18 protein-coding genes are annotated in these 22,520 nt (G+C 74.1%); 8 read left to right on the top strand and 10 right to left on the bottom strand.

Annotation, left to right across the window (positions count from 1 at the left end; genetic code table 11):
- Positions 1 to 7 precede the first annotated feature (7 nt).
- The 4 genes from ACZ3ZD_RS12925 to ACZ3ZD_RS12910 all read right to left on the bottom strand — a co-directional run bounded on the left by ACZ3ZD_RS12925 (position 8) and on the right by ACZ3ZD_RS12910 (position 4,293).
- Positions 8 to 295: a DUF1232 domain-containing protein gene (locus tag ACZ3ZD_RS12925; RefSeq protein ID WP_467396038.1), complete on the bottom strand. Its 288-nt coding sequence runs from the start codon at positions 293 to 295 to the stop codon at positions 8 to 10.
- Between the two features lie 29 nt (positions 296 to 324).
- Complete coding sequence (locus ACZ3ZD_RS12920) at positions 325 to 1,542, bottom strand: hypothetical protein (RefSeq protein WP_467396036.1); 1,218 nt, start codon at positions 1,540 to 1,542, stop codon at positions 325 to 327.
- Positions 1,543 to 1,824: 282 nt separating this feature from the next.
- Entirely contained in the window at positions 1,825 to 2,790 is a 966-nt protein-coding gene (locus ACZ3ZD_RS12915; RefSeq protein ID WP_467396034.1) for a DUF1152 domain-containing protein, read from the bottom strand.
- A gap of 138 nt (positions 2,791 to 2,928) precedes the next feature.
- Positions 2,929 to 4,293, bottom strand: a complete 1,365-nt coding sequence (locus tag ACZ3ZD_RS12910) for an FAD-dependent oxidoreductase (protein ID WP_467396033.1) — start codon at positions 4,291 to 4,293, stop codon at positions 2,929 to 2,931.
- Positions 4,294 to 4,523: 230 nt separating this feature from the next.
- Between ACZ3ZD_RS12910 and ACZ3ZD_RS12905 the strand changes: the two genes are divergently transcribed.
- A complete protein-coding gene (locus ACZ3ZD_RS12905; protein ID WP_467396031.1) occupies positions 4,524 to 5,588 on the top strand; it encodes an NAD-dependent epimerase/dehydratase family protein in 1,065 nt (354 codons plus the stop codon).
- Between the two features lie 6 nt (positions 5,589 to 5,594).
- On the opposite strand, the gene ACZ3ZD_RS12900 is transcribed toward ACZ3ZD_RS12905, so the two are convergent.
- The gene (locus tag ACZ3ZD_RS12900; protein ID WP_467396029.1) at positions 5,595 to 7,217 is read right to left on the bottom strand and encodes a C40 family peptidase; all 1,623 of its coding nucleotides are present in this window, start codon (positions 7,215 to 7,217) and stop codon (positions 5,595 to 5,597) included.
- 362 nt (positions 7,218 to 7,579) lie between these two features.
- On the opposite strand from ACZ3ZD_RS12900, the gene ACZ3ZD_RS12895 reads away from it, so the two are divergent.
- Entirely contained in the window at positions 7,580 to 9,595 is a 2,016-nt protein-coding gene (locus tag ACZ3ZD_RS12895) for a DUF1996 domain-containing protein (protein WP_467396499.1), read from the top strand.
- A gap of 82 nt (positions 9,596 to 9,677) precedes the next feature.
- Positions 9,678 to 10,310 carry a GNAT family N-acetyltransferase gene (locus ACZ3ZD_RS12890; RefSeq protein ID WP_467396027.1) on the top strand — a complete coding sequence of 211 codons (633 nt, stop codon included), beginning with the start codon at positions 9,678 to 9,680 and terminating at the stop codon, positions 10,308 to 10,310.
- A 24-nt stretch (positions 10,311 to 10,334) separates the two neighbouring features.
- Here the strand turns inward: ACZ3ZD_RS12890 and ACZ3ZD_RS12885 are convergent, their stop codons facing one another.
- Together ACZ3ZD_RS12885 and ACZ3ZD_RS12880 are read right to left on the bottom strand one after the other, a co-directional pair.
- Positions 10,335 to 11,015, bottom strand: coding sequence for a lipoprotein (locus ACZ3ZD_RS12885; protein ID WP_467396026.1), 681 nt, complete (start codon positions 11,013 to 11,015; stop codon positions 10,335 to 10,337).
- Positions 11,016 to 11,112: 97 nt separating this feature from the next.
- Positions 11,113 to 11,754 carry a class I SAM-dependent methyltransferase gene (locus ACZ3ZD_RS12880; protein WP_467396024.1) on the bottom strand — a complete coding sequence of 214 codons (642 nt, stop codon included), beginning with the start codon at positions 11,752 to 11,754 and terminating at the stop codon, positions 11,113 to 11,115.
- 91 nt (positions 11,755 to 11,845) lie between these two features.
- On the opposite strand from ACZ3ZD_RS12880, the gene ACZ3ZD_RS12875 reads away from it, so the two are divergent.
- The 3 genes from ACZ3ZD_RS12875 to ACZ3ZD_RS12865 all read left to right on the top strand — a co-directional run bounded on the left by ACZ3ZD_RS12875 (position 11,846) and on the right by ACZ3ZD_RS12865 (position 15,397).
- Entirely contained in the window at positions 11,846 to 12,304 is a 459-nt protein-coding gene (locus ACZ3ZD_RS12875) for a flavodoxin family protein (protein WP_467396022.1), read from the top strand.
- Between the two features lie 1,256 nt (positions 12,305 to 13,560).
- The gene (locus ACZ3ZD_RS12870; RefSeq protein ID WP_467396020.1) at positions 13,561 to 14,037 is read left to right on the top strand and encodes a hypothetical protein; all 477 of its coding nucleotides are present in this window, start codon (positions 13,561 to 13,563) and stop codon (positions 14,035 to 14,037) included.
- Positions 14,038 to 14,647: 610 nt separating this feature from the next.
- Positions 14,648 to 15,397 (top strand): bestrophin-like domain, encoded by a 750-nt coding sequence (locus tag ACZ3ZD_RS12865; RefSeq protein ID WP_467396019.1) that lies wholly within the window; start codon positions 14,648 to 14,650, stop codon positions 15,395 to 15,397.
- Here the strand turns inward: ACZ3ZD_RS12865 and ACZ3ZD_RS12860 are convergent.
- A complete protein-coding gene (locus ACZ3ZD_RS12860) occupies positions 15,379 to 16,371 on the bottom strand; it encodes an acyl-CoA desaturase (RefSeq protein WP_467396017.1) in 993 nt (330 codons plus the stop codon). The two genes, ACZ3ZD_RS12865 and ACZ3ZD_RS12860, sit on opposite strands and share 19 nt — an antisense overlap.
- A 236-nt stretch (positions 16,372 to 16,607) precedes the next feature.
- Here ACZ3ZD_RS12860 and ACZ3ZD_RS12855 point away from each other — a divergent pair, with 236 nt between their 5' ends.
- Together ACZ3ZD_RS12855 and ACZ3ZD_RS12850 are read left to right on the top strand one after the other, a co-directional pair.
- Positions 16,608 to 18,776: an alpha/beta hydrolase family protein gene (locus tag ACZ3ZD_RS12855; protein WP_467396015.1), complete on the top strand. Its 2,169-nt coding sequence runs from the start codon at positions 16,608 to 16,610 to the stop codon at positions 18,774 to 18,776.
- Between the two features lie 33 nt (positions 18,777 to 18,809).
- Entirely contained in the window at positions 18,810 to 19,070 is a 261-nt protein-coding gene (locus ACZ3ZD_RS12850) for a hypothetical protein (protein ID WP_467396014.1), read from the top strand.
- Positions 19,071 to 19,077: 7 nt separating this feature from the next.
- Here the strand turns inward: ACZ3ZD_RS12850 and ACZ3ZD_RS12845 are convergent, their stop codons facing one another.
- Positions 19,078 to 20,697: a peroxidase family protein gene (locus ACZ3ZD_RS12845; RefSeq protein WP_467396012.1), complete on the bottom strand. Its 1,620-nt coding sequence runs from the start codon at positions 20,695 to 20,697 to the stop codon at positions 19,078 to 19,080.
- A gap of 321 nt (positions 20,698 to 21,018) precedes the next feature.
- The gene (locus tag ACZ3ZD_RS12840; RefSeq protein WP_467396011.1) at positions 21,019 to 22,302 is read right to left on the bottom strand and encodes a cytochrome P450; all 1,284 of its coding nucleotides are present in this window, start codon (positions 22,300 to 22,302) and stop codon (positions 21,019 to 21,021) included.
- Between the last annotated feature and the right edge of the window lie 218 nt (positions 22,303 to 22,520).

Raw genomic sequence — 22,520 nt, 5'->3', positions numbered from 1 at the left:
CGGCCGGTCAGGACCCGGCGGTCTCCCGCGGCAGCGGCCGGGCGGCGTGCAGGCTGCGCAGGGCCAGGAGGAGGACGCCGATGTCGTCCAGGTAGACCGGGTCGGGCAGCAGGTCGGTGGGCAGCACCAGATACGCGATCGCGCCCCAGAACACCCACCGCGGCCCTGTCGGCAGTCCGGCCCGCCGCAGGGTCCGCCGCGTGCGCACCAGCCGTACCAGCAGTCCCACCGCGACGGCGAGCAGCACCGCGGCGACGACGGCGCCGATCACCAGCAGGGTCGTGGTCGTGTCCATCCCGGCTCCTCGTCCTGGTCGCAATCCGCCTACGACCGGTTGTCGTGGGCGCCCTCGGTGTCCCTGTCCCTGTCCTTGCCGTCGTCCGTCTCCCGCGCGGTGCCGTTCGGCGAGGCGCCCGCGGCGGGCTCCGGCTGCTGCCGCCCCCTGGCCGTCAGCTTCAACCTGTCGAGTGTCCGCGTCAGCTGTTGCAATGCCCCCGGGGTGCGCGGGACGGGCCGCTGCTCGGGCAGCGCGGGCGCGGGCACGTCGCGGTAGGCCGCCAGGGCCTCCAGCGCCTGCTCGGCGGCCTGCTTGTACAGGTCCCGGGACTTCGTCATCGCCTCCAGCGCCTCGGCGTACATCGCGACCAGCCGCCGCTCGCGCTCCAGCTGCTCCCGCACGGTCAGCAGGGTCCAGTTGTCCCGCAGGTCCGTCAGCGCCTCCGCGACGCCCTCGGGCAGCGGCCGGGGCAGGGCCACGAAGTGCCGCAGCGCCGCGACGAGCCCGGCCGGCTCGGAGCCGTCCAGGAACACGCTGCGCACGCTGTGCTCCCGGCCGTCGTAGTCCTTCGGCGCCGGATCCGGCGGCAGCAGTACGGCGCCGCCGCGCGGCACCTCCACGCCGAGGTCCTTCAGCGCCCAGTTGACGGCGCGCAGCTGCTGCGGGGTGGCCCGGTGCTCGACCACGCGGTGCCGCAGCCCGGGTGGCAGCAGCCGGGCCAGCGGCAGCCGGCCCCGCTCGTCGGGCGTCATCGCCTCGTGGACGACGACGTGCACGCACCACGCCTCCCGGGCCGCGTCCCGCAGCCGGCGCCGCATCTCCCTGTCGTCCTCGGGCAGCGCGTTGACCTGCCCCAGGCGCAGGCCGTCGACCGTGAGGTGGTGGTCCCAGGAGCCGTCCTCGCCCTCGGCGGAGCCGTCCTCGGGCCAGAACAGGGTCGCGGGCGAGGGCCAGGCGTCGTCCCACGGCCGTTCCGCCTCCGCGACCAGCCGCCACTCGTGGCCCTGCGGCCGGCCCTGGCGCGGTACGAGGGTCAGCCGGGCCCGCACGGTCACCGTGCCGCCGGCCCGCCAGCGCGCCTCGAAGACCCGCCGGCCGGGGTCCCCGGCCGCGGGCGGTTCGGCGAAATCGTCGATGTCCCCCCTGTTCTTGTGCCGCTGCAGGGTGCGGCGGACGACCTCCTCGGGTGCGGGACCGGTGTGGCGGCCCCGGGCCGCCCAGAGGGTCTGCGGAAGGGTGGCGCGGTCGGTGGCGGAGTTCGACATGAGCCAATCTGCTGATGGGGGCGGTTGAGCCTCCCAGTATCACCGTTCGGCGGGAGGATGCGGCGGCCGGGGGCCCGGCCCCGCGCGTCGTACGGAGGTGCGACCGGCGCACGGGGTGTGCGCCGTACGCCCGGGGTGTGCGCGGAGCGCGTCAGGTGAGCGCGGTTCACCCGTGCCCGGCCGCCCCGGGCGCCGCCCACACTGTCGGGTGAACGGGGTCCACCCGTCCATCCGCTCAGGGGCGGACCCCGTTCACCTCCGCGCCGGGGCCGCCGGCCGGTGTCAGTGCGGGAACGCCCGGGGCGGCCGCTGCCGGGGCAGCTCCTCCCGGAACCCGTTGACGGCCGTGCTGATCTGGCGCATCAGCACGGTCTCCTCCAGCCGGTCCAGGTACAGGTTGGCGTGCGCCAGCGCGGGCAGGTCCACGCAGAAGTACAGCGCCATCAGCGGGTTGACGAACAGCTCGCTGCCCCGGGTGCGTTCGGTGAACCGCACGTCGCCGAAGTCACCCCGCACCGCCGCGGCGACGGACCCGTGCACGATGCTGGGGTGGCTCGCGTGGCAGCGCTGGGCGTGGTCCACGGCGTCGAGGTAGGCGGCGCCCTCGGGGCTGTCGCGCGGCAGGGAGAACGCGCCCAGGTAGCCACCCGCGCGGTCCAGGGCGGCCAGGTTCTCCAGGACCAGGGAGTGGTTGACGCCGTGGTGGGCGTCCACACCGAAGCCCAGGCAGGCCACCAGCCGGTCCGGCACCTCGTCCAGACCGGCGACGGCGGCCAGGCTCGCCATGTCCTCCTCGGGCGTACCGAGCCCGTGCTCGTCCCCGCGCATCAGGATGTCCGTGCCGCCGTCCACCAGCACGATCGCGTCCACCCCGCCGAGGTGCGCGCACAGCGCCCGGTAGGCGGCCCGCAGCGGTCCGACGCCCGTGAGGGGGAAGGCGTACACGGTGTCGGGCAGGCCCCGTGAGCGCAGCCATCGGGCGAGGGAGCGCTCGGGGAAGTAGTCGCCGCGCAGCGGGGTGTCGGGCCGGACGGCGGCGACGTCCTGCTCGACCCAGCTGTCCAGGTCGAGGCCGTACAGGTCGGCGAAGGACAGACTGGCCAGGTGCACCTCCTTGCCGGCCGAGCGCAGCGCGAGGGCCAGGGGGAGTCCGGCGTAGACGTCGAAGCCGCCGCCGGCGCCGGCGACCAGCACGCGACGGGCCTCGCGCAGGCGGGCGAAGAGGGCGGGTTCGGTCAGCGAGAACACCGCAGGACCCTAACAGGGCTGCCCCGCAGGCGCCTTGGGGATTCCCGCGCTACGGCCCCGGAGACGGCCCCGGGTGTCCACAGGGCCCGGGGCGACCGGCCGCGTCCGCCGCCACCGGCCGCCCGGGCCTCCCAGGGGCTACGCGCCGCTCTCCCGCAGCATGTCCTCGCGCTCGACGAGCTTCACGCGCTCGCGGCCCTGCGGCTCGCCCAGGGCACGCTCGGCGGCGTCCAGCCTGTACCAGCCCTCCCAGGTGGTGAAGCGGATGTTCCGCTCGGCGAGGAAGGCGTCCACGGCCTGCGGTTCGGGTGCGGACGGAGTGTGCAGCCGGCCCTGGGCGAAGTCGTCCAGGAGGTTGGCGACGGTCTCGTTGGCGTCGCCCTTGGTGTGCCCGATCAGGCCGATGGGGCCGCGCCGGATCCAGCCGGTGACGTAGGTGGACTGCAGGTGGGTGCCGCCCTCCTCGATCACCCGGCCGCCGTCGTCCGGGACGGTGCCGGAGTCGAGGTCCCAGGGCAGCTTGGGCAGCTTCTCGGAGAGGTAGCCGACCGCGCGGTAGACGGCGGTGACGTCCCAGTCCTTGAACTCGCCGGTGCCCTTGACGTTGCCGGTGCCGTCCAGGGCGGTGCGCTCGGTGCGCAGGCCGACGACCTTGCCGTCCTCGCCGAGGATCTCGGCCGGCGACTCGAAGAAGTGCAGGAACAACTTGTGCGGGCGGTCGCCGACGTCCCGGATCGCCCAGTTCTCGAGCGTCTTGGCGACCATGTCGGCCTGCTTGTTGCCGCGCCGGGTCTCGATCGAGCCCTGGTCGTAGTCGATGTCCTCGGGGTCGACGATGACCTCGATGTTCGGGGAGTGGTCCAGCTCGCGCAGTTCCATCGGGCTGAACTTCGCCTGCGCCGGGCCGCGGCGGCCGAAGACGTGGATCTCGGTGGCCTTGTTGGCCTTCAGACCGTCGTGGACGTTCGGCGGGATCTCGGTCGGCAGCAGTTCGTCGGCGGTCTTGGCGAGGATGCGGGCGACGTCCAGGGCGACGTTGCCGACGCCGAGCACGGCGACCTTCTCGGCCTCCAGGGGCCAGGTGCGCGGCACGTCGGGGTGGCCGTCGTACCAGGAGACGAAGTCGGCGGCGCCGTAGGAGCCGTCCAGGTCGATGCCGGGCAGCGACAGCTCGCGGTCGGCCATCGCGCCGGTGGAGAAGATCACCGCGTCGTAGAAGGCCCGCAGGTCGTCCAGGCTGATGTCGGCCGGGTAGTCGACGTTGCCGAACAGGCGGATCTGTGGCTTGTCGAGCACCTGGTGCAGGGCGGTGATGATGCCCTTGATGCGCGGGTGGTCGGGCGCGACGCCGTACCGGATCAGGCCGAACGGGGCGGGCATCCGCTCGAAGAGGTCGATGGACACACCGGGTTCGGCGGCCACCTCGGATTTGAGCAGGGCGTCGGCGGCGTAGATCCCGGCGGGGCCGGCTCCGACGATGGCTACCCGCAGGGGGCGCGGCATGATCAGGTTCCCTTCGAGGCGAATGGGTGACGTGATCAGGAAGCCTAAACTAAGGCAGCCCTAAGTTGGTACGCGGGTCCGGTCTATGACCTCATAAGGCGATCTTATGACATGCCCAGCGGTGACTTATGGGCGATCGCCGCCGGCCCGCATCCGAAGCCGCCTCCCTGTTCCCTCCCGTCGACCCCGTACTCCAACCTGTCCTGTACACGACGGAAGGGGAGGGAAGCGTGGGCGAGAGCGCGGGCGCGGGGGAGAGCGTGGCGGTGACGGGTGGCAGCGGATTCGTCGGCAGCCATCTGGTCCGGCGTCTGCTGGAGCGCGGCTACCGGGTCCACACCACCGTGCGCCGGGCCTCCGACGCGCCGAAGGTACGCCCGCTGTGGGAGCTCCAGGAGGCGTTCCCCGGTCGGCTGCGGCTCTTCGAGGCGGACCTGCTGGCGGACGGCCCCTGGGACGAGGCCTTCCACGGCTGCTCGGCCGTCTTCCACGTCGCCTCGCCGTTCCTCATGCCCGAGCGCATCCGGGACGGGCGACGGGACGTCGTGGAACCGGCGTTGACCGGCACCCGCAACGTCCTGGCGGCCGTCGGCCGGACTCCCGAGGTGCGCACCCTGGTGTTCACCTCCACCGTGGGGGCGATCTTCGGGGACTACGCCGACGTGCGCGCGATGGACGGGCAGGTGTTGTCGGAGCGGTACTTCAACACCACCAGCACGGTGGCGGACAACCCCTACCACTACGCCAAGACGCGGGCCGAACGCGCCGCGTGGGCGGCGGCCGCCGCGCAGGACCGCTGGCGCCTGGTGTCGATCAACCCCGGCCTGATCCTGGGCCCCTCGTTCACCCCCGCCTCCGACTCCGGCAGCCTCTTCCTGCTGGACGAACTGTTCCGGGGCTGCTTCTGCTACGGCGCCCCGGACTTCAGCTTCACCACCGCCGACGTCCGGGACGTGGCCGACGCCCACATCGCGGCGGCCGAGAACCCCGAGGCGCACGGGCGGTACATCGTGGCGGCCGAGACCATGACGTCGTTCCACGAGATGTCCCGCATCGTCCTCGCCCGCCACCCCCGCGACCTGCGGCTGCCGCGCACCCGGCTCCCGCACTGGCCGGTACGCGTCCTGGGCCCCGCGTTCGGGCTCACCCAGGACTACATCCGGCGGCACCTCGGCATCCGCTTCCGCGTCGACAACAGCCGCGGCATCCGCGAACTGGGCCTCACCTACCGCCCGGTCGAGGAGACCCTCCTCGACCACTACGCGAGCCGGCGCGCCCGGCGGCGCCGGGGCTGACCCGGGTCAGGCCGGCCGGACGACCCGGTGGATCGCCGCCTCGCCGGCACCGTAGATCGACTCCTCGCGGATGGACGACCCCGGTCCCGGGGCGTGGACCATCATGCCGTCGCCGACGTGCAGGCCCACGTGCCGGTCGTCGTCGAAGAAGAGGACGAGGTCACCGGGTTCGATACCGCCGAGCGTCACCGGGGTGCCGGCCAGCGCCTGCTCGTGCGCCGCGCGCGGCAGCGTGACACCGGCCGCCCGCCACGCGGCCTGGGTGAGGCTGGAGCAGTCGTACGACCCCGGTCCCATCGCACCCCAGACACACGGCTTCCCGATCTGCGCCCGGGCGAACGCGATGGCCTTCGCGGCACGCGGGCCACGCGCCGACTCGGGGGTGGACGTGGCGAGGGGGGCGGTGGCGGGGAAGGTGAGGGACCCGGTGCCAATTAGTGCGGTGAGGGAGCCGGTGTCGGTCACGGGGGCAGTGGTGACGGGGGGCTGCGGGCCCGCGGCCGGCGCCGCCGTGGCCGGCATCGGCGGTGCCGTCCACTGCGGCTGCTGCCACTGTCCCGTCGCCCCGGTCCCGGCCGCCCACGCGGGCTGGACGGCGGTGCGCCGGGAAACCAGGTCGCGCGTCCTGTCGAGTTTCCACCGGGCGCCGGACTTGGCGGCGGCGGGGGAGAGGCGCCCGGGCACGGCGGTGCCGGGCAGAGCCCTGGGCAGCTGCACCGGGGGGCCTGTCGGCGGTGCCTGTACGGGGGTTGCCGTGGGCATGGGCGCCGGGGCCGCCGTCGGCACGGGGAGGGGGGCCCCGGCCGGCACCTGTACGGCAGTCTCCATCGGCACCTGTACGGCAGCTTGCAGGGGCGCCTGCACCGCAGTTGCCACCGGCGCCTCGAACCGGGCTCCCGTCGCTGCCTGGAGGGGGCCCGCCGTGGGCGCCGGCACAGGAGTCCCTGTCGGCGCCTGCCTTATGGCTTCCAGTGCGGTGGCTCCCGCGGTCACCGGCAGGGCGGCGGGGCTCGCCGGTCCGGGCGTACCCCACCCGCCCGGCTCCGTCATGCCCGTACCGGGCAACTCCACCGCGTGTCCCGGCAGTTCAAGGCTCGTCGTACCGCCCGTCGCGGCGGGCAGCGCCATCTGCCCGCTCGGCAGAGCCTGTACGGGCCGACTCGTCACGTCCGCCGGTGAGCCGGGCGGCAGCCCGGCCACCGCGCGGGGGCCCCGTTCAAGGGGCTCGGGCCGCTGGGCGGACGGCAGGGCCGGTCGCTCACCGCCCGGAAGGGCGAGGGGCTCGTCCCCGGCCGGAAGCGCCCGGACCTCCCAGTCGGCCCCGGACGGACCGTCCATCCGCGCCGGCGAACGGCCGGGCGTCGGAGGGACGTCGGGAAGCCGGTCGGCGGGCAGTACGGCCGGGACGCTCGGGCCCAGCTTGGCGCGTGCCGTGTCGAACCACTGCCGGGCGACCTCGTCGAGCCCCGGATCCGGACGCCGGCCCGCCCGCTTGGCCAACGGGACGCCACGGGACCGTGTGCGGGCGGCCATGGCCCGGGTCGCGTTGAAGTTCCCGGTGGCGTTCTCCGCCTGGTCGTAAAGCGATGCGATGCGCTGCCGAACCTCGTCGCGGCTTTCCGGCGCCATGGAAGACGTGCTCCTTCCTTGCCCCGCAGGGCAGTTGAGCGGCACGCCGGGGCAGAGCCGGGCGGCGGCCTCGCGTCAACCTAGCCAACGTGTGTGCCTCGTGTGAAGGTTGAGGTGTGAAATGTCCGATACATATTCGTGATGTTCGCCGGGATGTTCGACGGGGAAAGGCGGGGGACCCTGGTTGCCTGTGAGATCCCGGTGAATTCGCGCGTCCGTTGAACACGATGGCTCCGCCCTCCGTATGAAGCCGGGGAACTCCATGCCCGACCGGTGCTCACACGCAGGGGACGACCTTGGTACGCAACAGCCGCAGACGCCCGACCCGTGCCCGACGCGCGACCCTGGCGGCGGTCGCCCTGATGCTGGGCGGCGCCGGCCTCGTCACGGCGAACGTCTATGCCTCGGCCAGCACGGGCTGGGGCGGCAATTCCGGCACGGACACCGCCGGACACCTCCGGTCCGCCGGCATGGCGACCATCGACTGCCCCGACATCGGCAGCCGGCTGACGGCCGTACCGGACGCGGCCCGCGCGGACGTCGACCGCGAACTCGCCCGGCTCGACCAGCAGACGGCGGCGGCCTACCGCCAACTCCAGCAGGCCGGACAGGCGGGGCAGACCGGCAGCCCGGACACCGGCTCCCTCGACGCCGCGATCATGCGGCCGCTGAAGGAGCAGCGGTCGGCGTCCATCGGGCGGATCGCCGACGCCATCGACCGGGTGGGGGAGCGCCCGCAGGGCCTGGACTCCCTGGCCGCCTGCACCCTGCGCCCCGGCGACACCGGCCAGGCCGCCGACGCGCCGACCGGCGACGGCCGGCAGGATGGCACCGGCCAGGGGCAGAGCGGCGCGGGTCAGGGCGGCACGGGACAGAGCGGCGCGGGGCAGGGGGGCAACGGGCCCGTCGTCTCCGACTACGCCGACATCACCGCCGTACAGCCCGACGCACCGGCCCCGCCCCCGCAGGCCGACGCCTCACGCGGCAGCTTCACCTCCGAGTGCGGGGTCAACGCCAACGGCCTGTTCAACTCCGACAACGTCATCGTCGCCCCCGGCGTCTCCAACGGCGCCCACCACTTCCACGACTACGTCGGCAACCAGGGCAACAACGCCTTCGCGAGCGACGACGACCTGGCGCGGGCCGGCACCAGTTGTGTCGACCAGGGTGACAAGTCCACGTACTACTGGCCGGTGCTGCGCCTGCAGAACGGCACCCGGGAACGGGACGCCGGATCTCCCGGCGGCGGCACGGAGGGCAACGCGGGTCAGATCGTCACGCCCAAGCAGGTCACGCTGACGTTCGTGGGCAGCCCGCGTGGCAAGGTCACCGCCATGCCGCGGTTCCTGCGCATCATCACCGGCGACGCCAAGGCGTTCGTCAACGGCCCCGGCAACGCCAACGCGTCCTGGAGCTGCACCGGTTACGAGAACCGCCAACTGAAGGACAAGTACCCGCTGTGCCCGCCGGGCAGCGACGTCGTGCGCACCTTCCGGTTCCAGAGCTGCTGGGACGGCCGCGACATCGACAGCGCCAACCACCGCACCCACGTGGCCTTCACCGCCGTCGACGGTTCCTGCCCGGCGGGCTTCCGGCCCATCCCGCAGCTGGTCCAGCGCATCGTCTACGACGTCGACGCGCCGAGCCTCGCGGACGGCGGCCGCACGGTCCCGCTGTTCGCGGTGGACTCCTTCCCGGAACAGCTGCACAAGCCCGTCACCGACCACGGCGACTTCATCAACGTCTTCGACGAGGGCCTGATGCGCGAGATGGTCGACTGCATCAACTCGGGCCGCGCCTGCGGAGCGCCGGGCGGGGACCACTCCGGTACGACGGCGACTCCGACCGTGAGCCCCACCGCTCCGACCACGAACCCCACCACGAGTCCCGCCTCGGCCGCCCCCGGCTACGGCCACACCGAGCAGCCCGCTGACGGCACGGCCGGGCAGCCCGGCGGGAGCGGGACCACCGTGTCCGCGCCGCCCGCGGCCTCCCGGCCCGCCGAGGCCCCGCGTCTCGACGCGACGACGGCACCGGCCCGCACCACCAAGCACGACACGCACAGCACGAACGGCACCGGCGGCAGCGGCGACACGGACGGCAAGGCCACGCCGACCGAGCCCGCCACACCCCGCTCCACACCGGCCCGTTCGGCGCCGGCCCGGACGACGCCTCCTGTGGCCACGCCCGCCTCCTCCGCACCCGCCGAGGTCACCGCCGCGGCCTTCGCTCCGCCGTCGTCCACGCAGCCCGAACCCCAGGCCGCACAGGGCGGCCTGGCGGAGACGGGAGCCCATCTGTGGCCCGCCGCCATGGGCACCCTGCTCGCCCTGTCCGGCCTGTTCATGCTCCTGCGGGCCAGGCGCCTGCGCTACTGACCGTCACATGGGGGTGGCCGCCGTACCGTCACGGCGAGCCACACCCTTGTGAGAGCGCTCCCATAGCGCGCAGGATGCGGGTATGCCGAGCTTCTCCCAGGCCCCCGTGACCCGGCCGTACCGTCCCGCCGACCGGGACGCCGTGGCCGACGTCTGCGTCCGCACCGCGCACGAGGGAGGCGACTCCCGGGCGGTCTACACCGACCAGCGGCTCATGCCGTCGATCTTCGCCGAGCCGTACTGCCACTTCGACCCGGACCTCGCCTTCGTCCTGGACGACGGCACGGGCCGGGCCGTGGGGTACGTCGTCGGCACCGCCGACACCGAGCGCTTCGTCGCGGACTTCCGGCGGGACTGGATCCCCCGGCTGGCCGGCCGCTATCCGGAACCCGCCGGGCCGCCCCGGACGCCCACCGAGGGGATGATCCGGCTCCTGCACCACCCGGAGCGCATGCTCGTCCCCGAAGTCGCCGGCTACCCGGCCCACCTGCACATCGACCTGCTGCCGGCCTGGCAGGGGCGGGGCCACGGCCGCCGCCTGCTGCGCACCTTCCTGGATGCCCTGCACCGGCGGGGCGTCCGGGCGGTCCACCTCGGCATGGTCACCGCCAACACCGGGGCCCGGGCGTTCTACGACCGCGTCGGCTTCCACCGGATCCCGGTCGCGGACGCCGGCCCGCTCACCTACCTGGGCCGGACCACGGCCCCGGACTGAGCGGACGCGGTCGGTCAGGTCAGGTCAGGTCAGGTCGAGGGTCCGCTTGGCGAGTTCGTACGCGGGCCGCATCTCCTCGTGCTCCTGGGTGTCCATGCCGCCGAGGTGCAGGACGACCGGGCCGTCGGGCGTGGCGACCGCGAAGGCGCTCTCCTTCTTCGTCTCCCCCAGCAGCTTGCTGGTGTAGAGGTACTCCACCTCGACGGCGTCGACGCCACCACCGGTCCGGAAGGAGTGGTACCTCGCCTTGCCGACGTTGTCCTCCGCGGCGACGAACGCGCGCAGCACACCGGCCGTGTCCGCGTTCCCGGGCCTGCCGGTCCACACGCGCAGGAAGCCGATGTTGCCGGCCGGCTTGGCGTCGATCTCGCAGGCCGCGGTGACCGGACCCTGACGGAGGAAGGCGTCGGCGAGGGCCCCGCCCAGGTCGCCGTCCTCACCCTTCGAGCCCTTGGACAGCTCCTTGTCGGCGTCGATGGACCTGGCCTTCCAGTGCCGGGCGACGGCGAAGCTGACGGGCAGCTCGCAGGCCGAACCGGCAGCGCCGACCGTGCCGCCGCGCGCCGCCGTGGCCTCGGTCCCCGCGTCCGCCGGCGGGCTCGCTGACTTCTTCCCCGCGCTGTCGCCGTCCGTCGACCCGGCGCAGCCGCCGAGCAGCGCGGCGAGCGCCGCCGCCACGACCAGACGGCCTCCGACGGTCCCCACCCTGACCTGCACCGTTGCCTCCCCTTCGGTTCAGAGCCGTCACTGTAACCGAGGGCACCGACAGCGCCGAACGGGAATCCGGCTCAGCGACCGCGGGTCACCGCGCCGCACGTCGGGCGAGGAGGAACAGCTGCGGCTCGGGTGTGGCGTCGGGGTGGGGCGGGGTGAACACCTCGTGCTCCTCGGCCAGCACCGTCAGGCCCGTCCCGGACACCAGCTCGGTGAACGCCTCGGCGGCGAAGCTCGTCACCCGTACCGGCTGCCCCATGAAGACGGTCTCGACGTCCTCCACGTCCAGCGGCACGGTGGCCAGCACGACCAGCCCGCCGGGCCGTACCGCCCGGGCCAGCTTCGCCACGACCGCGGCCTGTTCTGCGCGGGTCATCTGGAGCAGCGAGAAGTAGGCGCACGCGGCGTCGAAGGAGCCCTCCGGCAGCGTCGTCTCCCGGATGTCGGCGAGCCGGAACTCGGCGTCGGGCACCTGCCGGGCGGCCAGTTCGACCATCACCGGGGAGACGTCGACGCCCAGCACCCGGTGCCCGGCCCCGGCCAGCGCCGCCGCGGTCGGCCGTCCCGTGCCGCTGCCCACGTCCAGCACCAGGCTGTCCGGCGCCAGCAGCTCCAGGAGCCGATCGAGCGACGCCTGGTGCGGTGCCGAGCCGGCGAACGCCCGCTCGTACTCCAGCCCCAGCGCGTCGAACACCACGGCGGCAGGCGCCCGGCGGTCCTTCTCGCTCACCACGACTCCTCCCGTCCCCCCGTGTGCCCTCGCGGCGTCGGCCGCGGCCCGCGTTTGCCACGGGCCGCGGACGCACGGCAGGGTGCCGCATGTGCCTACCCTGCTGATCGTCCATCACACTCCCTCGCCCCACTGCCAGGCGCTGTTCGAGGCCGTCGTGTCGGGCGCCACCACACCGGAGATCGAGGGCGTCCGCGTCGTCCGCAAGGCGGCCCTGTCGGCCACCGCCTCCGACGTGCTGGAAGCCGACGGCTACCTGCTCGGCACGCCCGCCAACCTCGGCTACATGTCCGGCGCCCTCAAGCATTTCCTCGACCAGATCTACTACCCCTGCCTGGACGAGACCCGTGGCCGCCCCTTCGGCTACTACGTGCACGGCGGCAACGACGTCACCGGCGCCGTCCGCTCGATCGACACCGTCACCACCGGCCTCGGCTGGCGCCGGGCGTCCGATCCGGTGACCGTCACCGGCGAGCCGCGCAGGAGCGACACCGAGGCCTGCTGGGAACTGGGCGCCACGCTCGCGGCGGGCCTGATGCCCGGCGGTTGAGGGTGGCCGGCGCCGTCGCGCGGCCACCGGAGTGATCTTCGTACGGTCACAGCCGGTGACCGGCGTGGGTCGAAGCCCGCCCGCAGAACGCTCTGTTACTCCTCTTTGTGTGTTCATAGGACAGTTAGGGAGGTGCTGGCGAGCCCTCGGGACACGTCTCCCCGCGGTGTTGCCGCTGCTCATGGCCGCGTACGGCGGGCCACCGCAGCGTGCCGTCGCCGACGGCGCGGGAGACCAGGGGCTGGCCCTCCGGGTCGCCGTCGACACCCGACCGGGTGTGGAGGCGACCCACCCCGGCATCCGCGTCGGCCGCCCGCTGGAGAAGACGTACCGCCTGATCAACCGCACCGGGGCCGACCTGTACGACGTGCGGGTGAGCGACCCGGGCCTCCCGGACGCCGACATCCGCTGCGTCGGCGGCGGCGACCACCTGCCGATGCTCCGCGGCCTGGACTCGGCGACCTGTACCGCCTGGGCCACCGCCCGACCCGGCACCTGGATCGCCGACGTCACCGCCGTCGGGCGCGTCCCCTCCCTCGGCGTGGAGTCCCGAGCCACCGCCCGCTCCGGGTACGCCGGCGTCGGAGGGCACCTGGAGCTGACCGAGACCGTGACGACCGGCGCCGAAGCCCTGGGCGTGGCCACCGTCTTCTACGACGTGACCAACACCGGCAACCGCACGGTGTTCGACCTCCGGCTCACCGACCCCGTCCTCCAGCCGCCCGCCATCGTCTGCGCGTGGGGCGGCGACACCGTCCCGAGCCTGGAACCCGGCGGCACGGCACGGTGCGTGGCGACCATGGAGCTGTTCCCGGGCCGGTACCTCAGCGAGGGGTGGGTGAGGGGCAGCGACCGGCTCAAGACGCTACGGCCCGACGGCTGCCCGGAGTGGCCGCCGCTGCTCAAGGCCCACGCGACCGGCGAGTTCACCCTGCCCGAGCCGCCCACGCCTCCGGCGCCGGTACCGCCGCCTCCGCCTCCACCGCCGGTCCTTCCTCCACCGCCGGTCCTTCCTCCGCCCCCGGCCCTCCCGCCGCCCCCGGTCGCGCCTCCGCCTCCTCCCGTTCCCGCGCCCGTGCCGCCCCCTGTGCCCGCGCCTCCTCCCGCGCCTCCGGTGCTGCCGGTGCCGCCGGGAGGCGTTTTTCCTCCGCCCCCGCCGCTGCCTCCGGCCGGTACGGGCGCCCCTGTACCCGGGCTGGCAGTACCCGCGCCCGCTGCCGCTCCGGGGGCGGCGGCAGGGGGTGTTGCGGGAGCTGGTGCGGTGGCAGGAGCCGCTGCGGGCGTCGGGGCCGGTGCGGGGATCGGGGGTGGTGCCGCGGCCGGTGCCGGTACGGCAGCCGGTGCGGGTGCGGCAGCTGGAGGAGCCGCAGCAGGTGCAGGTGGTGCGGCCGGAGGAGCGGCCGCGGGCGCCGGAGCTGCGGCCGGTGCGGGCGGGGCTGCCGCAGCAGGGGGAGCGGCGGCCGGAGCCGGAGCCGGAGCCGGAGCCGGAGCGGTCGCCGGGGCAGGTGCCGGAGCCGCTGCGGCGGCCGGTGCCGGAGGGGCGGCCGGCGTGGGCACTGCGGCGGGCGGAGCGGGAGCGGGAGGGGGTGCAGGTGCAGGTGCAGGCGCAGGAGCGGCAGCCGGGGCTGGTGCCGGGGCCGGCGGCGGGGCGGCCGCAGGCGCCGGAGCAGCCGCCGGCGGGGGAGCGGCCGCAGGGGGAGCTGGAGCCGCAGCCGGCGGTGCGGCGGCCGTAGGAGGAGCCGCCGCAGGAGGAGCCGGAACCGCCGGCGCTGCCGCCGCCGCGGGAGGCACCACCACAGGCCTCGCGGCCGGCGGAACGGCGACCGGCGGTGCCGCGACCGCCGGCACAGCAACCGAAGGGCCCACGGGAGGCGGAACAACCGGCGGAGAGACAACCGGCGGCCAAGCGACAGTCGGCCAGTCCACGGGCGGCGAGACGACGAGCGGCGGCCAGTCCACCACCGGCGAGGCAACGACCGGCGAGGCAACCGGCGGCCGCTCCGTCACCCCGAGCCGCCCCCCGTCCACCACCCCCGTCACCACGCCGGCCATCCGGCCCCCCAACTCCCCACCCCCCAACTCCCCACCCCCCAACTCCACGTCCCCCCACTCCCCAGCCCCCCGCACCCCGCTCCCGCGCCCCCCGAACGCCTCCATCCTGACCCGGTTCGTCCGCCCCGGTGGCGGGCCGACCGGGCTCGGGCTGCTCGCCCTGCTGCTTCTCATGCTGATCCCGGCCGCCCTCGCCGCAGCCCTCCTCGGCTCGCGGCGCATCGGCAAGTAGGCGACAGGCGAGGACCGTTCACGCACAGAGCACGTACCGACACGACAGGAGACGAGCCGATGATCGAGACCTTCGCGGTGGTGGTGGGGATCGCCATGGTGGCCGCGGGCATCGTGGTGATCCGGCACCACTACTGGCCCCCCGGCCCTGACGAGGAACCCCGCGAGGACGTCGCCGAGTACATCTCCATGATGGTCGGCGTGCTGTACGCCCTCGTCCTCGGTCTTTCGATGGTGTCCGTGTGGGAGACCAGGTCCGGCGCCGTGGGCCATGTGCAGGCCGAGGCCAGTGCGGCCCACCAGATCCGGCTGCTGTCCGCGGGGCTGCCGGCGCTGGAGGGGGAGCGGACCCGGGACGCCGTGGACGCGTACGTGCACCACGTCCTGTCCGCCGAGTGGCCCGCGATGGCGCAGGGGGAGCCGCCGGGCCGGCGCGGCTGGGACCTGCTGAACGACCTGCGGGCGGCGGGCCAGGTGCCCGCCGACGCCACCCCCGCGCAGCAGGCCACGTTCCAGGAAACCCTGGCCCAGCTGAGCGCGCTGGACGACGCCCGGCGCGGCCGGGAGGCGGACGTGACCGACGCCCTGTCATCCGTGCTCTGGTTCGGACTGATCGTCGGCGGTGTGCTCACCGTGGTCTTCATGTTCATGTTCGGGGTACGGCGCAGCTTCACCCATGTGGTGATGGTGATGGGCCTGACGGCGCTCATCACCTTCACCGTGCTGCTGGTCTACGAGCTGAACCAGACCTTCACCGGCATGTTCGCCGTCGACGCCTCCCCCTTCACCCGCTACTTCACGGGCGGTTGACGGTGCGGTTTCCGCCGGCCCGCGACCTCCTCGCGCAGCCGCGCGGTGATCCGCCGCTCGTCCGGCCACCGCACGTCGTACGCCCAGCCCCACCGTTCGAACCTCGCGATCAGCCACGCCGTGAGGTCCGGCTGGCCGCGCAGCCCGCCGTGCCGGGCGCTGTTGGGGTCGGCGTGGTGGAGGTTGTGCCAGCCCTCGCCGAAGGTCAGCAGCGCCACCCAGCCCACGTCCCGGGACTGGTCGCGGGTGGTGTAGTGGCGCGGACCGAAGGCGTGGGCCACGGAGTTGACCGACCAGGTGACGTGGTGGACGACGGCGTACCGGACCAGGCTCGCCCAGAAGAGGGTGACCAGCGCGGACCGGGTGTCCTGGGTGACCGCCAGGACCAGCACCGGCGGCAGGCCCAGGGAGACGGCGATGGTCAGCGGGTAGCAACGGTCCAGGAGGCGTACGTCCGGGTCGGCGAGCAGATCGGGGGCGTAGCGCGGGTAGTGGGCCCGCAGCCCCGAGGCGAACCAGCCGACCTGGGCGTGCCACAGCCCCTTGAGCAGCGCACGCCGGCCGGTGCCGTACTTCCACGGCGAGTGCGGGTCGCCGTCCCGGTCCGCGTACTGGTGGTGGCGCCGGTGCTCGGCCACCCACAGGGTCACCGGGCCCTCCATGGCGAGTCCGCCCGCGACACCGAGGGCGAACCGCAGCGGTCGTTTCGCCTTGAACGACAGATGGGTGAAGTGTCGGTGGTAGCCGGCGGTGATGCCCATGATGGACAGCGCGTACATCCCGGCGCCGAGGACGACGTCGTACCAGCGGGGCCCCCAGCCGCCGGCCAGGGCGACCGGCAGGGCCAGTACCAGTACGGCCAGCGGGAACACCACGATCGCGAGCAGCGTGTTGGTGCGCAGAGTCAGCCCCGTCGGCACGGTGTGGGGGAGCGGGGTGCCCAGGCCCTCGGGGCGTTCGGGGGACAGGGTCACGGCGCGCCTCCCGCGGGGAGAGGCGGGGAGAAACAGGGAGTCATGTGCGGCGATTATGCGGCAGCCATATGCCCGTGAAGCCCAGGCTCGGCGGGCGGTACGGCACCCGGCGGCATCCTCTACCTGGATGGATGAAGGTGCGGGCGCGCACGCCCTGGCCGACCATGGGAGCGAGGCCGCGCCGACGGACGCGGCCGAAGCCCTGTTCCCGAGTCGTCGAGCCGAGGGAGTGTCGGATGCGAGCGGACGGCAGCGCACCCGGACGGCCGGCGCCGGACGGACAGGACCCCAGGGAACTGCTGCGCCGGTGCGCCCGCGACGTGGTCGACGTCGCCGAGGGCATCCGCGCGGTCTCCGAGCGCACCAGCACGGCGCTGTTCGCCCCGGCCCTCACCGCCTCCGCCCGCCGCCGCCCCCGTACCGGTCTCACCGCCCAGTGGGCGCTGCTGCGGGCCCTGACCACCAAGCAGGGCCTCGGCGGTTCCGCGATCACCGCCCCGAACGGCATGGGACACGTGATCGGCGCCGCCGCGGAGGTGCTCGGCCGGGAGAGCCTGGCCGCCCTCGTGGCGGTCACCTCGCTGCGGCTGCGGATCGCCGCCGTGCTGGTCGACCACCCGGAGTTCGAGCGCGACCCCGGCATGCGCCGGCTGACGGAGGCCGTCACCGCCGACAAGGACCTGGCGGCCGTACGCGCCCTGCGCGCCCTGTTCCGCGACCAGGGCGCCCAGCGCGCGCTGTCCGGGCTGGCCCCGGTGATGGCCGAACTCCTCGCCATCCGCGCCCTGTTGGACGAGGACCCGAAGAACGACGCGACCGGCTGGGCGCTGGCCACCGGCCGCGAGCTGTCCGCCGACCCGCTGCACGGCATCAGCGCCGCCCATCTCGCCGGCATGGACAAGGGCGACGGCGCCGCCGAGGCCGTCGGCCTCACCGACCAGGAACGCCAGGTCATCGCCCCGAGGGGCTCCTTCCTCGGCTTCCTGCGCAACATCGAGATGCTCTCCACCGACGGGCGGATCCTGCTGCAGAACGTGCGCGGCCCGGACGGCGTCGTCCGCTACGTCCTCCAGGCACCGGGCATGGCACCCGGCCGCCCCCGCAACGACTCCCCGCAGGACTTCGTCGGCGCCTGGCGCAACCTGTTCATGACCGACTCGCCCTACACCCGCTCGATCCTGCTCGCCCTGGCGGACTACGGCATCCCGCGCGGCGCCGACCTCGCGCTGATCGGGCACAGCGAGGGCGGCATCGCGGTGATGAACCTGGCCCAGGACGAGGAGTTCTGCCGCACCTACCGGGTCACCCACGTCATCGCCGTCGGCTCCCCGGTCGACAACAAGAAGCCCGCCGACCCGCGCACCTGGGTCGCCAGCATCACCAACCAGCACGACATCGTGCCCGTCCTCGACGGCCGCGGCGCCGGCTCCGCCTTCGACCCGCACCCGAACTGGTACGAGGTCGACTACACCGGCCCCACCCACGAGTTCCCGCTGTGCCACATGCTCCGCGAGTACATCGAGCACCTCAGGACCGTCATCCCCGAGGCCCGCGAGCGCGTCGACGAGGCCCTCGCCCCCTACCGGGGCCCCGTCGTGCGCACGCAGGCGTACCAGCTCAAGGACCGCGCCCACCCGCCCGAGGGCTACCCCTTCCTCACCCTGCCCACCACCTCGGTGCCCACCACGGCCGGCCCGGTCGACGTGCCGGTGCGCTATTACGACTCCTCCGCCGCCCACCTGTGCTTCCCCGTCGACGCCGACGCGGCCCGCGGGCTGCTGCCCGACGTCACCTGGATGACGCCGAGCCGGCTCGGCCGGCGGGCCATGGCGGTGCTGTCCCTGTACGAGCACCGCTGCACCACCATCGGCCCGTACACCGAGATCGCCCTGTCCGTGCTGGTCGACGACCTGTGGCGGCCCCACCCCTACGACGTGGCGCTGGACCTGCTGCGCCGCGTCGACCTGCGCCGCACCGGCCGGCACGTGCTCTGCCTCGCCGTCACCAGCGAGGAGGCCAGGGCCGTCGCCCAGCAGATCTGGGGTCAGCCCGCGCTCCGGGTGACCGCCGAGGCCGACCTGACGGGCCGGGACATCGGCGTCCGCTCCCCGGACCTCGGCCTCGCCGTCGAGGGCCGCCTCGGGCGCGGCGTGCGCTGTCCCGAGGCCGACTGGATCCTCTACGGCCGCCGTGGCGAGAGCACGATCCGCACCCTGGTCCGGGCCCACGGCAGGCTGCGGCTGCACACCGGCACCGGCATCCGGCTGCGGCTCGACACCGGGGCGGCCGAACCCCTGGCCGGGCAGCTGCGCCGGCTCGGCCTGGACGGGACCCGGCCCCGGTTCGTCCTCACCTGCCCCCAGTTCATGCAGCACCGCAGCGCCGGCGCCGTCCTGCCGCGCTGAGCGCCCCCACCCCACCGCCCACGGGAGCATGTCATGGTGACCGAGTCCGCCGACGTCAGGTCGTACGACACCGAACTCCTCGACCACGCCGGTTCGCTGCGGTCGGACGCCGAGCTGATGGAGGAGTACGCCCGGCGGCTGCGCGCCACCGCGGCCACCCTGGACGGCTGCCGGGCCGGCCCCGCCTGGAGCCGGCCCGCACTGGAGCGGCAGGCCGCCGCCTGCGTCACGGCGGCGGAGCACCTGCGCACCGCCGCCGAGGCGTTGCTCGCGCACGCCCGCACCGGGGACTGAACGGGTTTCAGCGGCCCACGGCAGCCCGGGCGTCGGCGGCGGTCCGGCCGAGCGAGACGTCGTAACGCGCCTTGTCCTCCGGCAGGTTGCGGTGCACCAGGTCGGAGAAGCTGCGTGTCTCGCGGACGGCGCGCAGGCCCTCGGGGGAGAAGGTGGCCGGGCCGAACAAGCGGGGCGAGAGCAGCGGGTTGTTCAGCGCCTCGGAGAACGCGTCGACGGAGATGATGCGTTCGAGCAGCCGCCCGAAGATCGCGCCCGGCTCCGGCTCCTCCGCGAACAGGCCGACATAGAGGTCGATCGCGTCGACGTCGCCGTACACGTCCAGCAGCGCCTCCCGCACCCGCGGGTCGCCGGAGATCTGCCGCGGGTCGGTGACCCGGGGGAACCCGTAGTAGGCACGGTAGTCGTTGTACGAGGCCAGCCGCAGTTCCCGGCCCACGGCGACGCTGCGCGCCTCGATCGGCAGCAGCAGCTCGTCCGTGTTGAACAGGCCGGACAGGCCGGCGGGTTGACGGGACAGGTCCTCGAAGAGCGGCCCGAGCCCCCGCTCCACGACCAGCCGCCCGTTGGCGATCGTCCGCGCGAGCGGCACCGGACGGCCGGCGATGGTGTACGTCGACGGGATCAGGCTGTGCCAGCGGTAGACGAGGCTGAACTCGATCGTCGCCCAGTTCTCCCGGTGCCACACCCCGCGGTCGGTGCGCACGGGATCGAGCACGAAGCCGAAGTGGTACGGCGTGATGTGGTTGATGTACTCCTCCAGCATCACCCGGATCATCATCACGATCAGCGTGTTGCGGGTGGTCTGGAAGATCCGCTCGTCGTCCCAGTCCGGATGGGCGTCGGCGAGGATCCCGGCCAGCCGGTTGTGCTCGCGCAGGAACAGCACGTTCAGCGCCATCGGACCGATGTGCGCGTGCACGCGCTCCCCGCCGCACGCGAACAGCGTGTCCAGGTACTCCTCCGGCACCTCGTCGAACCGGACCGGCCGGATCGCCAGGAACTCCTCCGTGATCCTCCCGTCCGCGCACAGGGCGGGCGGGAACTCCGCCCCGTCGATGATCCGGCTCTTCAGCCGGCCGCCCTCGAAGGTCCGCAGACAGGCGGTGACCTCCTCGCGGTCGCCGTACAACTGGCACATGTCCAGGGTGTGCGGCGAGTCGGTGCGGCGGGGGTCGCCGGTGGCCGCGTGACCGCGCAGGAAACCGTCGGTGAACCACTGCGCGAACGCGGGCAGCAGCGCGCTGGACCGGGTGCAGAAGCGGCCGTCGCCCTCCCGGCGGAACAGCTCGGCGACCTTCTCCGGGGCGGGCAGCCCCTTCCGCGGCGCGGCCGGCGGCAGGTGCCGGCCCACCCAGGAACGGTCGGTCAGCGAGTCCCAGGAGGTGTACGGGGCCTTGGTGCTGAGCGGGTTGGGGCGCGTCGGCGCCTTCAGCACGGCCAGGTCGGTCAGCTTGGAGTTGAGCCTGCGCTGCAGCCACCGGCTGCGCCGAACCGCCTGCCAGGCCGGGCCGTAGTGGGTCAGCAGATGCGTCTCGAAGCGGTTGCGCAAGCCGTCCCGGGACCGGTCCCGGTTCCCGGTCCACGGCACGGCCCGGGTCTGGGGCGGACGAGTGGTGACGGTCATGGGTCCTCCGGTCGGTTCGCGGGCCGGCACCCCACGGCGAGGCGCGGGGCCGCACGTACGGGCGGTCGTGGTCGTGGGGTGCGTGGCGTCCGGCGGGGTGCGCGGTCGTCCTCGGTCATGCTCGGGTGGGGTTCGCGGCTGGGTCGGGATCGTGATCGGGTGGGCGTCGCGGTCGGGTCTGGTCGGGTCGGGACGAAGCCGGGTCGGGGTTCACGCGCGGGTACCGGTCCCGCTCGGGCGGGGTGCGCTTGTCCCGGCGGGGCCCCGGGTGGGCGGCGGCCGCCGGCCGGTGCGCGGGGCGTCGCCGGCCGTCGTGGGGGGTCAGTTCGCGGCTACGGCGGGACGGCCCGAGCGCACCGCGTAGTGCTGCGGGAACGGGGTGCCCGCGTAGTCCAGGGCGCGTTCGGCGCCGGGCAGCGGGCGCATGCCGGGGCGCAGCAGCACGCGCCGCACCAGCTCGGGCACGATCACCTGGGCCGCGTACCGGCCGACGCAGTCGTGGGCGCCGTAGCCGAGAACGAGGTTGTGCGCGGGCGGCCGTCCGGGCCGGAACTCGGCCGGCGCGTCGAGCACCTCCTCGTCGAACATCGCCGACGCGAAGCAGGCCAGCACCACGCTCCTGGCCGGGATCACCGTCTGCCGCGGGGTGCCCGCGGCCAGCACGTGGTCGCGCAGGCACAGCCGGGGCGTGACCGGCACGAACGGGTGGAAGCGCAGCGCCTCCCACACATAGGCGTCGAAGCGCGCCGGGTCGCCCTCCCGTGCCGTGCGCACCGCCTCGGCCAGCACCTCGGGGCGCACCGCGAGTTCCTTCAGGGCGGTGGCCGTGCACTGGGTGGCGTTCTGCTGATAGCCCGTCAGGTACCCGACCAGGTTGGCGTTGATCCGCTCGTCGTCGAAGCCGTACTCGGCGGGCAGCCGGGTGCGCAGCATCCGGCCGAGGACGTCGTCGGGCCCGCCGTCGTGGACCGTGTCCCGGCGGCGCGCGATCAACTCGGCCACCCGGTCGTGCAGTTCGCGGCCGGCCGCCACGCCCGCCGCGTGGACCTCCGGGTCCCGCTCGGGATTGACGGCGAACGCCCACTGCATCCGCCGGGTGCACGAGTGCAGCGTCTCCTCCTCGATCCCGGTGAACCCCAGATAGGCCACGGCGACCCGGGCGGCGGCCACGCGGGCGTAGTCCTGGACCAGGTCGAAGGTGTCGGCGCCCCGGCCGGTCACCTCGTCCAGCACCTCGTCGGCGATCCGCGCGGTCAGCTCCCGCACCCGGGGCGCGTCCTCGGCGGCGAGCATCAGCTGCCCGTACCCGCGCTCCCGCCAGTGCACGTCGGCGCCGTCCCGGGCCAGGACGAACGGCGCGCCGAGCACGTCCTCCAACGCCGGCCCGAACACCCCCACGGTGAACGTCCCGGGCGCCGACAGCACCTCCAGGACGTCGGGGTGCCGGGTGACGAACACGCCGACGGGCGTACTGAACACCGGCCGCCGGGCGCGCAGCTCGGCGAAGAGGGCCGCCCTGCCGGTCGCCATGGTCGTGCGCAGCAGGGCCACCCGCTGGGGGACGTCGTCCTCCGGGATCGCGTCGTACGCGGCGAGAAAGTCCATGACGGCCATTCAGCCACCGGCCCGCGGGCGTCGCACGTCAAACAGGCATTCGGGGCAGAGCGGGCACGTGTGCGTACGAGGGCGCTGTCGGTGCCGGCCGGCAGGCGGCCTGGAAGAGGCACTCGCGTGCGCTTGGTCCGGCGCGGTCCGTGCGCTGGACGGGTGGAGGACAGTCCCGCTGGGGGCCGTGACCCCTTCGGCCCGTACGCACGCCTCCG

It is taken from the genome of Streptomyces sp. NPDC023481, from assembly GCF_055560195.1.
Note: the sequence above shows the minus strand (reverse complement) of the source record. Positions and strands in the feature narration are given on the sequence as shown.

Coding starts and splice junctions, on each gene's coding strand:
- ACZ3ZD_RS12855 (WP_467396015.1), top strand. CDS start 16,608: ATGCGAGCGGACGGCAGCGCACCCGGACGGCCGGCGCCGGACGGACAG.
- ACZ3ZD_RS12845 (WP_467396012.1), bottom strand. CDS start 20,697: ATGACCGTCACCACTCGTCCGCCCCAGACCCGGGCCGTGCCGTGGACC.
- ACZ3ZD_RS12925 (WP_467396038.1), bottom strand. CDS start 295: ATGGACACGACCACGACCCTGCTGGTGATCGGCGCCGTCGTCGCCGCG.
- ACZ3ZD_RS12865 (WP_467396019.1), top strand. CDS start 14,648: ATGATCGAGACCTTCGCGGTGGTGGTGGGGATCGCCATGGTGGCCGCG.
- ACZ3ZD_RS12840 (WP_467396011.1), bottom strand. CDS start 22,302: ATGGACTTTCTCGCCGCGTACGACGCGATCCCGGAGGACGACGTCCCC.
- ACZ3ZD_RS12850 (WP_467396014.1), top strand. CDS start 18,810: ATGGTGACCGAGTCCGCCGACGTCAGGTCGTACGACACCGAACTCCTC.
- ACZ3ZD_RS12900 (WP_467396029.1), bottom strand. CDS start 7,217: ATGGCGCCGGAAAGCCGCGACGAGGTTCGGCAGCGCATCGCATCGCTT.
- ACZ3ZD_RS12910 (WP_467396033.1), bottom strand. CDS start 4,293: ATGCCGCGCCCCCTGCGGGTAGCCATCGTCGGAGCCGGCCCCGCCGGG.
- ACZ3ZD_RS12920 (WP_467396036.1), bottom strand. CDS start 1,542: ATGTCGAACTCCGCCACCGACCGCGCCACCCTTCCGCAGACCCTCTGG.
- ACZ3ZD_RS12890 (WP_467396027.1), top strand. CDS start 9,678: ATGCCGAGCTTCTCCCAGGCCCCCGTGACCCGGCCGTACCGTCCCGCC.
- ACZ3ZD_RS12895 (WP_467396499.1), top strand. CDS start 7,580: ATGCTGGGCGGCGCCGGCCTCGTCACGGCGAACGTCTATGCCTCGGCC.